Source organism: Xanthomonas floridensis, from assembly GCF_001642575.1.
Taxonomy (GTDB): domain Bacteria; phylum Pseudomonadota; class Gammaproteobacteria; order Xanthomonadales; family Xanthomonadaceae; genus Xanthomonas; species Xanthomonas floridensis.
Genome location: NZ_LXNG01000015.1, coordinates 15,925 through 27,888 on the forward strand (window position 1 = coordinate 15,925; position 11,964 = coordinate 27,888).

Consider the following 11,964-nt stretch of genomic DNA (forward strand, 5'->3'; position numbering starts at 1 on the left):
GTCGCTGCCCATGAAAATCGTTGAAGTCCGCCACCCTCTCGTCCAGCACAAGATCGGCCTGCTGCGCGATGCCGCCTTGAGCACCAAGGGCTTTCGCGAATTGGTCACCGAGCTGGGCACGTTGCTGGCCTACGAGGCCACGGCGAACCTGGACACCGAAACGCATGTGCAACAGGGCTGGGCCGGCCCGGTGAACGTGCAGCGCATTGCCGGCGCCAAGATTACCCTGGTGCCGATCCTGCGCGCCGGTCTTGGCATGCTGCCCGGCGTGCTGGCGCTGATCCCGGCCGCCCGCGTCAGCGTGGTGGGCCTGCAGCGCGATGAAGAAACCCTGCAACCAGTGCCCTACTTCGAGCGCCTCACCGGCCGCCTGGAGGAACGCGATGCCTTGATCCTGGACCCGATGCTGGCCACCGGCGGTACCCTGATCGCGACCATCGACATGCTCAAGCGCGCCGGCGCGCGCCGTATCAAGGGCATCTTCCTGGTCGCCGCACCTGAAGGCCTGAAGGCGCTGGAAGCGGTGCACCCGGACGTGGAGGTCTACACCGCCGCCATCGACGACCATCTCAACGAAAAGGGCTACATCCTGCCCGGCCTGGGCGACGCAGGCGACCGCATCTTCGGCACGCGGGTGGAGTGAGCTGTGATGGCTTCTCGCCCCTCTCTTTCCGGGGCAAGAAGCCACCGCTTGCGCGCTATTGGCGTGCATGCCCTGGCGCAACCGCGCCGCAAGCGCGGCGGAGGCGACGTGGGCCCCTCTCCTGCGGGAGAGGAGTTGGGGTGAGGGTGCGGCGTGCCAGTGTCCTGGCCGACGGCGTACCCTCGTCGGCGCTACACGGCACCTTCCCCCCGACAGGAGGAGGCAACACCGCGTCCTCGCGCGAAAGCCCGCCTCAGCGTGTCAACGCCTGGACCGCCGCACTCACATACACCAGCGGTGCATTCCAGTTGATCGCCACCTCATTGGTCGCATAGCTGCAGGTATCGTCCAGATACGACAGCGCCGGCAGCTTGGAGGGATAGCTCGCCTTGCAGTCCTTGGCGTCCTGCTGGCCCGGCTGCGGGCCGCCCGCCAACCAGCCGGGCACCGGCGCATCGATGCCATCGGCCTCCGAGGGGCGGTGGTGGATATGCATCGGTGTGCGCTGCCCCACCCCGGTAACGAACGACAGCCCCAACGGATTGCGCCCCAGGATGTAATCCAGTTGCGACTGCGCGGCATCCAGGTAACGGCGCTGCTGCGTCACGCGGTAGCCCTGCAACAGCATCATCGCCTGATTGAGGACGACCGCATTGCTGCCCCAGACGAAATCGGTATCGGTCATCGCCAACCGCCACGGCGATGCCTGCCACTGGTCGGCCAGGCGCTGCGCAAGACCAGTGACCTCCTGAGTGATGCGTGCACGGTCCGCATGCGGCGTGAGCGTGTCGCGATGCGCGGCCAGTGACATCCAGGCCAGCCCGCCCACATTGCTCCAGCCCGGCACGCTGGCAGGCACATTGCGCGCCAGCATGGCGTCGTAGAACCCATCCTCGCCGGTGGTGACATACAGCTCTGCCGCCGCCCAGGCGAACTCGTCGGCCACCTGTGCATCGTCGTAACCGCCGGTCCGCACATCGTCAGGCTGGCGATAGATCACGTCCGGGTGCTGCTGCGCCCAGCTCCAGGCATCGCGCGCAGCCTTCAACATGCGCGCCGACACGCCCGGATACTGCTTTTCGAATGGTGCATACACGCGGCTGGCGGCCGCCATCACCGCCGCAAAATCCAGCGTGGCCGCGGTGGCCTTCATCACCACGTAGCGTTGCTGTTTGGCCTGCTCCGGCATCACCAGCCCATCGAACTGCTTATCGGTGAGCTTGTGGTACACGCCGCCATCGGCCGGGTCCTGCATGGCCAGCATCCATTCCAGGTTCCACCAGGTTTCCTGCAGGATGCCGGGCACGCCGGGCGCGTCGTTGGGGATGGTCAGGGCCTGCGCCTTGAACAGCGCCGGGTAGTGCTCGTAGGCCGCCAGCAAGGTGTGGGTGCTGATGCCGGAATTGACGATGTACTTGTTGTAATCGCCAGCGTCGTACCAGCCCTTGGGCGCGCTGATCACGCTGTCGGCCGGACGCGTGGCAGACGCGGCAGAAGGATGGATGCGCACCTGCGTGTCCGGATGCCCGGCCGCACGCGCGTAACGCCCGGCGAACTGCGCTGGCAACGCGGTGCTGGCGCGGTTGTAGTAGAACGCCTTCAGCGACGCATCGACCACCGGCTGATACGCACGCGCATCGATCGGAAATGCATCCGAGGCCGGCAGCCCGTCGATCTTCAACCGGTAGGTGCCCGGCGCACGCACGCTGGAGAAATCCGCCACCCGCGCCTGCTGCCCGGCCGGCGACCACAGCGCCGACGGTTGCAAGCTACCTTGCAGCACCTTGCGGCCCTGTGCATCTTCGACCGTGAAACGGTCCGCCCCCGGCGCCACGCCCTGCGGCAAGGCGACCACCGCCAGCTTGGCCGAGCCGGGCAGATAACCGAGCTGATTGACGTGGATGGCAGCGCCGGTCGTCGTGGTGGTGCCGGCAGTGCCGGTGGTATCGGCCGCACAGGCGGCGATAGGCGATGCGATCACCATGGCGGTCATCAGGGTCTGGAAAATGGTCATGCCACGATGGTCGCCAAATCGACGCACAGCGACAAGTCCAATCCCGACATAAGCCACCGCGCCAAATCGCATTGCTGCTGGCCAAGGTGCGACGAGCAAACCCTTGGGCCGGCGCAGGCCAGCACCTTGCGCAGACGCACCTGAGGCGTTTCACGGCGCGGCAGCTGGCAACGCTGCCGCCCCGGCCGAACCAGCTCTGGCAAGACCCTACCGCAGCAGAGCCCATCCCCGCTCGAACGCTTCCGTCCTGCCTGCTCCGGAGCACCGAGCAGGCAGGACGGATTCATCGCGCCGGTGTTGCCAACTGCACGTCTGCCCTGCCCACCGGATTGCGCGGGTCGCTGCCGCCACTGAGCACGTTGCTGCGCTTGTCCCATTCCACGGTCTGCAGGTTGCCCCATACGTGGCTGGAACCGCGCCCGCCCTCGGCGGTGTCGCCCGGCAGCTTGAGCGCGTGGCCCATCGCTTGCAGGCCCTTGGCGGTCTGCGGCGAGAACGCGTTGCTCTCGGCGTCGATGACGTCCGGCAACCACTGGTGGTGGTAGCGCGGCAATGCGCTGACCGCCTGCGCATCCAGCCCGGCGTCGTAACCCAGGATGCCGAGCAGCACCATGGTGATGATGCGGCTGCCACCCGGGGTGCCGAGGACGATCGCCTTGTCGGCCGATTCCATGAAGGTGGGCGTCATCGAGCTGAGCATGCGCTTGCCCGGCTTGGGAGCGTTGGCGGCATAGCCCATCACGCCGAACGCATTCGGCGTGCCCGGCTTGAGCGCGAAGTCGTCCATCTCGTCGTTGAGCAGCACGCCGGTGCCCTTGGGGATCAGGCCCGAGCCGTACAGCAGGTTGACGGTCTGGGTGGCGCCGACGCGGTTGCCTTCGCCGTCGATGATGGAAAAGTGGGTGGTCTCGTCGTCTTCCAGCGGCGTGGGGTTACCCGACAACAGATCGCTGGGCGTGGCCTTCTCCGGATTGATGGTGGCACGCAGGCCTTGCGCATAATCCTTGCTGGTCAGCACGCGCTGCGGCACGTCGACAAAGTCCGGGTCGCCCAGGAAGAAGGTGCGGTCGCGGTAGGCGCGGCGCATCGATTCCACCACCAGATGGGTGCGATGCACGTCGTCGAGCTTGCTCAGGTCCCAGCCTTCCAGAATCTGCAGCATCGCCGCCAGCGCAATGCCGCCGGACGACGGTGGCGGCGCGGTGGTGATCGTCCAGCCGCGGTAATCGAACTGGATCGGCGTGCGCTCTTTGACCTTGTAACCGGCCAGTTCTGCCGCGGTCCAGTGGCCGCCGGCCTGCTTGACGCCGGCGATCAGCTTCTTGGCGGTCTCGCCCTTGTAGAACCCATCGAAGCCCTTGTCGCCGAGCAGCGTCAAGGTGTGCGCCAACTCGGGCTGCTTGAAGATGTCGCCTTCGGCAATGGGCTTTCCGCCACGCAGGTACACTTCGCGCGTTCCGGGGTACCGCTCCATCACCTCGCGCCGCGAGGCATAGCCCTTGGCCATGCGCGCGTACACCGGGAACCCCTCGGTGGCGATGCGGATCGACGGCGCCAGCGATTGCTTCAGCGGCAGCCGGCCATGCTTGGCCGCCAGCTCCACCAGCGCGGCGGGCAGACCGGGAATACCGGCCGACCACGGCCCGTTGACCGAGCGGTCGCGATCCAGCTCGCCCTGCTTGTTGAGGAATTTTTCCGGCGTTGCCGATTCGGGCGCGTATTCGCGCGCGTCCAGCATCACGTCCTTGCCGGTCTTGGCATCGTGCAGCAGGAAGAATCCACCGCCGCCCAGACCCGAGCTGATCGGCTCGACCACCGCCAGCGTGGACGACACCGCAATCGCCGCATCGAATGCGTTGCCGCCCTCGCGCAGGATCTGCAGGCCGGCATCGGTGGCCAGCGCATGACCGCTGGCCACGGCAGCGCCGGGTGGATGCGCAGCGACCGCCGTGGGCGCGCCGGCGGCAGGCGTGCTGCCGTCGGCGGACCAGGCCGGCGGTGCCAGCACGAACGCCAGCAACAGCAGGCCACGTGTCGAAAAATGTCGAAAGAAAGTGCTCACGGGGCGGGAGGCTCCTGTTCGTACAGTTCGGGATGATCGCGCTGCAGCTGCATGAGCTTGGCCAGCAATTGATCGTGGGTTTCCGGGATGTCCGGATCCGGGTCGATGCATTCGACCGGGCACACCACCACGCACTGCGCTTCGTCGAAATGGCCCACGCACTCGGTGCAACGCGCCGGGTCGATCACATAGATGGTTTCGCCCATCGAGATCGCCTGATTCGGACAGGCCGGCTCGCAGACATCGCAGTTGACGCAGAGCTCGTTGATTTTCAGCGACATATCGACACCACCATGCGATGCGAGGCAGCGCGATTCAACTGCAGGCGCTGGAACGCAACGTACTGCTGCAGGCAGGCGCACACGGCGCAGACGATCAGCAAATGGACACCGCCTGCGGCGCTGTCGGAGACCGGCCTGACACGGCCGGCTCCGGCAATGTGCGACGTCAGCATGCTGCTGGCTCCGCACACGGCGGCCGGCTGCGCCCTCCCGCGCATCCGGCCTGGTACGGCATTACTTGGCTTCAACGAAGGTGTATTCCGCGCCCTTGGGCTGGACGATGGTCTGCACGCGCGCATTCTCGGCGGCATCGCCAATGAACAGCACGCGCACACCCTTCATCGAATCCGGCTGCACGTCCTTGAACGCGGCCTCGATCAGGTCGGCCATCTTGGTGGAGGCCGAGGAACCGAAGGCCAGCATGTTGCCCGGCTGCACGCCACGCGCCAGCGCGGTCTTGACGCTTTCCAGCTGACGCTCGTAGCTGCCGGCAAACTCGGCATCGGACTCCGGCGGCAAGTAGTAGAGGAACGGGCTGTTGGTGGTTGCGCCCAGGTTCTGGCCGACCACTTCCTGCAGGTACTTCTTCCAGCCGGCGTTGTCGTCCTTGGCCGGGGCCTTCAGCGGCGCGGGAGCCGCAGCGGCGGTCGGAGCCGGCTCTTCCTTCTTGCAGGCGGTGACTGCCAGCGCGGCGATCGAAGCGAGCGCCAGAGCGCGCATGGTGTGTTTCATGAAACTCCTCCCTTTGAACTGCGTGTGGTGATGTAACGAAAAATCGGATCAGGCCTGGGCGCGGGATTCGCGCACCTGGCGCAGCGCCTCGACCACCGAGGCCGGAACGAAGCCGGAGACATCGCCGCCCAGCCGTGCGATTTCGCGCACCAGCGACGACGAGATGAAGCTGTACTGCTCGGCCGGGGTGAGGAACAGGGTTTCCACTTCCGGGATCAGATGGCGGTTCATGCTGGCCATCTGGAATTCGTATTCGAAGTCCGACACCGCACGCAGGCCGCGCAGCAGCACCCCGGCCTGCATGTCGCGCACGAAGTGCGCCAGCAGCGTGTCGAAGCCGCGCACTTCCACGTTCTTGTGCGCCGCCAGTGCCTCCTGTGCCAGCGCGACGCGCTTTTCCAGCGGCAACGCCGGGCCCTTGGACGGGCTGTACGCCACGCCCACCACCACGCGCTCGAACAGCGGCGCGGCGCGATTCACCAGGTCGATATGGCCGTTGGTGATCGGGTCGAAGGTACCGGGATAGACGGCGGTGCGGCTATTGGCCACGCTCATACGGAAACTACCGGGGTCGGATCGCCGTTCAGTGTAGCAGCGGCCCGGCGATACAGCGCATAGCGCACCTGCCGGGTGCCGCCCTCGCGGTGCAGGTGCCAGCCGGCCGGCAGCTGGGGCACCGCATCGGCCGGCGTTTCCAGATACAGCCAGGCCTCGGCGGCCAGATGCGCGGGCAGGCGTTCGAGCACGCCGGCCCACAGGCCGTCCGCGAACGGTGGGTCGACGAACACGATATCGGCCGCGGCCGCAGGCGCGCGTTCCAGCCAGCGCAGCGCATCCTCCTGCAGCACCTGCACCTGCCCAGCCGCGCCCAGCCGGGCCACGTGCTCGCGCAGGCGCTGCGCCAGCCCGGGGTCGCGCTCGATCAGTGTGGCATGCGCTGCGCCGCGCGAGACCGACTCCAGGCCCAGCGCGCCGGAACCGGCGAATAGGTCCAGCACGCGGGCACCGGGCAGGCGCGGCATCAGCCAGTTGAACACCGTCTCGCGGACGCGGTCGCTGCTTGGGCGCAGGCCGGGCGCATCGGGCACCGCCAGCCGCGTATTGCGCCAGCGCCCGCCCACGATGCGCACCTGTCCCTCCGCGCCACGCGGCGCCGGCCGTGCCGGGCGGCTCATCGCGGCCTGCCGTTGACGGGTCGGCGGAGGTCGAAGAGGACAGGAACGCGTGGTGACATGGCTCGGAGCGCGGCAAGGGGTGCCCATGATACCGCCGTCGTCGCCGGCCCCGCCCTACCCGCCCCGGCATGGCTGCACGACACATTCGCGCCCGCGCCTTGAAAAAAACCGTCCACGGCCGCATCCCCAGGGCCATCGGCCGCAGTGCGGCCCGGACCACCATGGAGCACGACCCCAATGACCGTTGAGACCGACAAGCAGACGCTGGGCTTCCAGACCGAAGTCAAGCAGTTGCTGCAGCTGATGATCCATTCGCTGTATTCGAACAAGGAAATCTTCCTGCGCGAGCTGGTGTCCAACGCCGCCGACGCCGCCGACAAGCTGCGCTTCGAGGCGCTGGTGAAGCCCGAGCTGCTGGAAGGCGGCGGCGAGCTGCGCATCCGCGTCGACTACGACAAGGACGCGCGCACCGTCACCATCGACGACAACGGCATCGGCATGAGCCGCGAGGACGCGGTGTCGCACCTGGGCACCATCGCCAAATCCGGGACCGCCGATTTCCTCAAGCACCTGAGCGGCGACCAGAAGAAGGACGCCAACCTGATTGGCCAGTTCGGCGTGGGCTTCTATAGCGCCTTCATCGTGGCCGACCAGGTGGACGTGTACTCGCGCCGCGCCGGCCTGCCCGCCAACGAGGCCGTGCACTGGTCCTCGCGCGGCGAAGGCGAATTCGAAATCGCCAGCATCGACAAGCCCGAGCGTGGCACCCGCATTGTGCTGCACCTGAAGGAAGGCGAAGACTCCTTTGCCGACGGCTGGACCCTGCGCAACATCCTCAAGAAGTATTCCGACCACATCGGCCTGCCGATCGAAATGCGCAAGGAGCATTACGGCGAAGACGCTGAAAAGCCCGCCGAGCCGGAGTGGGAATCGGTCAACCGCGCCAGCGCGCTGTGGACGCGCCCCAAGTCCGAGATCAAGGACGAGGAGTACCAGGAGTTCTACAAGCACGTCGCGCACGATGCGGGCAACCCGCTGGCGTGGAGCCACAACAAGGTCGAAGGCAAGCTGGAATACACCTCGCTGCTGTTCGTGCCCGGCCGCGCCCCGTTCGACCTGTATCACCGCGATTCGGCCAAGGGCCTGAAGCTGTACGTGCAGCGCGTTTTCATCATGGACCAGGCCGAGCAGTTCCTGCCGCTGTACCTGCGTTTCATCAAGGGCGTGGTGGATTCGTCGGACCTGTCGCTCAACGTCTCGCGCGAGATCCTGCAGTCCGGCCCGGTGGTGGACTCGATGAAGTCCGCGCTGACCAAGCGCTCGCTGGACATGCTGGAAAAACTCGCCAAGGACAAGCCGGACGACTACGCCACCTTCTGGCGCAACTTCGGCCAAGCGTTGAAGGAAGGCCCGGCCGAGGATTATGCAAACCGCGAAAAGGTCGCCGGCCTGCTGCGCTTCTCCTCCACGCATGACAGCAGCGGCGCGCAGAGCGTGGGCCTGGCCGATTACGTGGGTCGCTTGGCCGAAGGCCAGGACAAGCTGTACTACCTCACCGGCGAAAGCTACGCGCAGATCAAGGACAGCCCGCACCTGGAAGTCTTCCGCAAGAAAGGCATCGAAGTGCTGCTGCTCACCGACCGCATCGACGAATGGCTGATGAGCTACCTCACCGAATTCGACGGCAAGTCGTTCGTGGACGTGGCACGCGGCGACCTGGACCTGGGCAAGCTGGATTCGGAAGAAGACAAGAAGGCGCAGGAAGAAGTCGCCAAGTCCAAGGAAGGCCTGGCCTCGCGCATCAAGGCCGCCCTCGGCGGCGACGTGGCCGAAGTGCGCGTCTCCCACCGCCTGACCGATTCCCCGGCGATCCTGGCCATTGGCCAGGGCGACCTGGGCCTGCAGATGCGTCAGCTGCTGGAAGCCAGCGGCCAGGCCGTGCCGGAGTCCAAGCCGGTGTTCGAATTCAACCCGGCCCACCCGCTGATCGAAAAGCTGGATGCGGAACAGGATATGGACCGGTTTGGCGATTTGAGCCGCGTGCTGTTCGACCAGGCGGCGCTGGCGGCGGGCGATAGCCTCAAGGACCCGGCCGGGTATGTGAAGCGGTTGAACAAGTTGTTGCTGGAATTGTCTGCCTGAGCAGCAGGAGTTGAGCGTGACACAAAGGCCGGCTTGATGCCGGCCTTTGTGTTTTGAGAGCTCAAGAGTATCGGGCAGGCGGTCCCAGGCCCCTGACGCCCCCACCTCCAACGCAGCGAGGCGATTTCGCAGTCAGACGGCGGCAAGGCCGGCCCTGTCTGGCCGCCTCACGCCGACTCCAACACCCAACACCCGAACGCCGGCCCGGCCGAGTATCCGGTCTCCGGTTCGATGCGGATCTGCAAGGAGGTACGGCCTGCCAGTGCTGCAGGCAAGGCGTAATCCACATCGACGAAGTCCAGGCCGCGGTTGCCGTCCAGGCGTTCGTTGGCGATGAGTTCGCCGTCGGCGAGGATGCGGAAGCGGCGGCGGGTTTCGTCGCCCCAGTAACGCAGGCGCAGGATGCGGGCCTGTGCGGTGTTGCGCAGGGTGAAGGCGATGAAACCGCCGGTGCGGGCGTCGCGGCCGGCGCGGCGGCGGTAGCTCAGTGCGTAGGAGCTGTCGCTGGTGAGGGCGTGCGCCTTCTCCGATGCTTCCTCGCCCAGCGCGATGCGATCCAGTGCGCGCGCGTCGAGTGCGCGTTGCGCCGCGTCCGCTGCCGCCTGCCCGGCCTGGCGTTGTTGCCAGGCGGAGGCGTCGCGGTGCTCCAGGTAGACGGCGCTGCGGCGATCGAACTGGGCGTAGAACGGGGAAAACTGCCATTGCCGGGCGCCATCTGAATCGGCATCGGCATCGGCATAGGCGTAGTGGCCGTGGGCCGGGAGCGGCCGCAGGCGTTGCAGGACGTCATCGCCGCCGATCAGCACCGGGGTCTTGTTGCTCCACGGCGTTGCGGCGTCGCCGAGGTCGGCTGCCAACACCAGCGGGCCGCGCATGATCGCGACCCATGCCGGATCGTCGGGCGTGGGTTCCAGCCGCAACGGCATCTCCAGCTGCAGCGACACGGTGTCGCCAGCGTTCCACAGCCGTTCGATGTGCAGGTAGCCCTCGACCGGCTGCGTTGCTTGCAGCTGCCCGTTGACCTGCAGCGTGTGCGCGCCGGCCCAGCCGGGCACGCGCAAGGCGAGCATGCGCGTTTCCGCAGGCGCGGCGTCGATGCGCAGCGTCACCTGGCCTTGTTCGGGAAGCGCGCTACGCAAGCTCAGTGCGAAACCCGCTGCATCGCGCACGCTGGAGGGCACATACAGATTGACGTAAACGCCCTGCCCGTCTTCCCAGTAGATCGAGTCGCCGAACTGCGCGTGCGCCTCCATGCCGCTGCCGACGCAGCACCAGAAATCGTCGAACGGTGTGGACCAGCCGCGTGCTTCGCCGGCCAACAGCGGTGTCATGTAGGTGAACATGCCGGTGCGCGGATGTTGCTGCGCCATCACGTGGTTGAGCAGCGTGCGCTCGTAATAGTCGAAATACGCCGCCTGCGGCCCCCATTGATACAGATGCCGGGTGAGCTTGAGCATGTTGTAGCTGGCGCAGTGCTCGCAGGTCTGCTCGGTGAGAAACTTCGAAATGCTGTCCGGCTGCTGGAAGTACTCGCGGTCGCCGTTGCCACCGATCACATAAGTGTGATGGTCGGTGACCGTGTGCCAGAAGAAGCGCGCTGCCGCGCCGGAAGCTGCATCGCCGGTGACCTCGTACTCGCGCGCCAGGCCGATCAGCTTGGGAATATTGGTATTGGAATGCTGGTGCACCAGTTCGTCGCGCTGGGCGATCAACGGGTCGAGCACGGCGTGATGATGCAGGCGCTGCGCCAGTGCCAACCACTGCGCATCGCCGGTTTGCACATGCAACTCGACGAACGATTCGTTGAGGCCACCGAATTCGCAAGACAACACTTTCTGCAGCTGCGCATCGTCCAACGCTGCGAAGATGCCTTGCAGGTAACCGGCCAGCCCCACCGCCACCTGCAGCGCCTGTGCATTGCCGCAATGCGCATGCACATCGAGCAGGCCGGCGAACAGCTTGTGCCAGGTGTACAGGGGCGCCCAACTGCCATTGAGATAAAACGGTGCAGGGTCGATCTTGCCGCGCTTGAGCTCATCGAAGACCGCGCGACCGCTTTCGATCTGCCCCGCCGCGTTCTTGCGGGTGAAGCCGGCCACATAGCCATCGCCTACATGCGCCTGGCAACGCGCCAGTTCGCTCACCAGATACGCGCTACGCGTGGCGCATTGCGCATCGCCGGTTTGCGCATGCATCAAGGCCAACGCACTGAGATAGTGCCCCAGCGTATGCCCGGCGATGGTGTCCGCTTCCCAGCCGCCATAGGCGGGCGCCTTCGGATCCAGACCGGCATACAACACGAAGTTGTGCAGCAACCGGTCTGGCTCCAGCCGCATCAGGTACCGGCGGTTGACCTGCAGTGCGTCCAGAAACAAGGAGGGAGTCAACCGCACATGGTTCAGCGGCACCGCACGCATGCGGCCAGGTTGGGCGGCGGCAGCATCGGCGGGAAAGCGCAGGAAGCCGGCGGCAACCGCAAGGCTGCTCCAGGCCAGAAACCGGCGCCGCGACAGGCTGCCAACCGGCAGGCGGGCATCATCGAACTTGCATGCGTCGGTCATTGGCAAGGCTCGCAGTCGCTGAGAAGACAGGACACACCCACATCATGCAAGCAGGCACGGAAGACGCGGAACTGCACTGTGCCCGCATCGCGATTCCCTGCGAAACCGGCATACCCAGACTCCTTGCCTCTCCGATGCCGCCACTCCGCCACGCGTGTCGCTCGCACGGTGGTCGCTTCATGCATGTCTGCACATCTCATGGGCAACCAATAAGACTGTTTCGGGACCATCGAGTGTGCCAGTTGACGCCTGGAATCAGAAAACACGCTTCGCGCGCCCCGACTCCTGTGCCCCACCCGTATCCACCTGGCGGCAGCTCGTGACGACTTGTCAGCCGCACTGCGCACCAGCACG

General features: G+C 66.2%; 9 protein-coding genes. 2 read left to right on the forward strand and 7 right to left on the reverse strand.

Annotated features, from left to right (window positions below):
- The first annotated feature begins 10 nt into the window (after positions 1–10).
- A complete protein-coding gene (gene upp, locus A7D17_RS09950; RefSeq protein ID WP_029220238.1) occupies positions 11–643 on the forward strand; it encodes a uracil phosphoribosyltransferase in 633 nt (210 codons plus the stop codon).
- Between the two features lie 253 nt (positions 644–896).
- Here upp and A7D17_RS09955 read toward each other — a convergent pair whose 3' ends face one another.
- From A7D17_RS09955 to rsmD, 6 genes are all read right to left on the reverse strand, one after another.
- On the reverse strand, positions 897–2,657 hold the full coding sequence (locus A7D17_RS09955; protein WP_064508933.1) for a glycoside hydrolase family 9 protein: 1,761 nt from the start codon (positions 2,655–2,657) through the stop codon (positions 897–899).
- A gap of 283 nt (positions 2,658–2,940) precedes the next feature.
- The gene (gene ggt / locus A7D17_RS09960) at positions 2,941–4,719 is read right to left on the reverse strand and encodes a gamma-glutamyltransferase (protein WP_064508934.1); all 1,779 of its coding nucleotides are present in this window, start codon (positions 4,717–4,719) and stop codon (positions 2,941–2,943) included.
- Positions 4,716–5,000: a YfhL family 4Fe-4S dicluster ferredoxin gene (locus A7D17_RS09965; protein WP_029220241.1), complete on the reverse strand. Its 285-nt coding sequence runs from the start codon at positions 4,998–5,000 to the stop codon at positions 4,716–4,718. The genes ggt and A7D17_RS09965 overlap by 4 nt, the downstream gene beginning before the upstream one ends.
- A 234-nt stretch (positions 5,001–5,234) precedes the next feature.
- Positions 5,235–5,732: a hypothetical protein gene (locus A7D17_RS09975; RefSeq protein ID WP_029220243.1), complete on the reverse strand. Its 498-nt coding sequence runs from the start codon at positions 5,730–5,732 to the stop codon at positions 5,235–5,237.
- A gap of 48 nt (positions 5,733–5,780) precedes the next feature.
- Positions 5,781–6,287, reverse strand: a complete 507-nt coding sequence (gene coaD, locus A7D17_RS09980) for a pantetheine-phosphate adenylyltransferase (protein ID WP_064508936.1) — start codon at positions 6,285–6,287, stop codon at positions 5,781–5,783.
- Positions 6,284–6,907 (reverse strand): 16S rRNA (guanine(966)-N(2))-methyltransferase RsmD, encoded by a 624-nt coding sequence (gene rsmD / locus A7D17_RS09985; protein ID WP_064508937.1) that lies wholly within the window; start codon positions 6,905–6,907, stop codon positions 6,284–6,286. Before rsmD ends, coaD begins: the two co-directional genes overlap by 4 nt.
- 237 nt (positions 6,908–7,144) lie before the next feature.
- Here rsmD and htpG point away from each other — a divergent pair, with 237 nt between their 5' ends.
- Positions 7,145–9,049 carry a molecular chaperone HtpG gene (htpG, locus tag A7D17_RS09990; protein WP_064508938.1) on the forward strand — a complete coding sequence of 635 codons (1,905 nt, stop codon included), beginning with the start codon at positions 7,145–7,147 and terminating at the stop codon, positions 9,047–9,049.
- Between the two features lie 167 nt (positions 9,050–9,216).
- Here the strand turns inward: htpG and A7D17_RS09995 are convergent, their stop codons facing one another.
- Positions 9,217–11,610 (reverse strand): glycoside hydrolase family 127 protein, encoded by a 2,394-nt coding sequence (locus A7D17_RS09995; RefSeq protein ID WP_064508939.1) that lies wholly within the window; start codon positions 11,608–11,610, stop codon positions 9,217–9,219.
- Positions 11,611–11,964: the final 354 nt, after the last annotated feature.

Excerpts from the sequence above, each read along its gene's own strand:
- upp (WP_029220238.1), top strand. The coding sequence starts at position 11 with ATGAAAATCGTTGAAGTCCGCCACCCTCTCGTCCAGCACAAGATCGGC.
- A7D17_RS09955 (WP_064508933.1), bottom strand. The coding sequence starts at position 2,657 with ATGACCATTTTCCAGACCCTGATGACCGCCATGGTGATCGCATCGCCT.
- A7D17_RS09965 (WP_029220241.1), bottom strand. The coding sequence starts at position 5,000 with ATGTCGCTGAAAATCAACGAGCTCTGCGTCAACTGCGATGTCTGCGAG.
- A7D17_RS09975 (WP_029220243.1), bottom strand. The coding sequence starts at position 5,732 with ATGAAACACACCATGCGCGCTCTGGCGCTCGCTTCGATCGCCGCGCTG.
- coaD (WP_064508936.1), bottom strand. The coding sequence starts at position 6,287 with ATGAGCGTGGCCAATAGCCGCACCGCCGTCTATCCCGGTACCTTCGAC.
- rsmD (WP_064508937.1), bottom strand. The coding sequence starts at position 6,907 with ATGAGCCGCCCGGCACGGCCGGCGCCGCGTGGCGCGGAGGGACAGGTG.
- htpG (WP_064508938.1), top strand. The coding sequence starts at position 7,145 with ATGACCGTTGAGACCGACAAGCAGACGCTGGGCTTCCAGACCGAAGTC.
- A7D17_RS09995 (WP_064508939.1), bottom strand. The coding sequence starts at position 11,610 with ATGACCGACGCATGCAAGTTCGATGATGCCCGCCTGCCGGTTGGCAGC.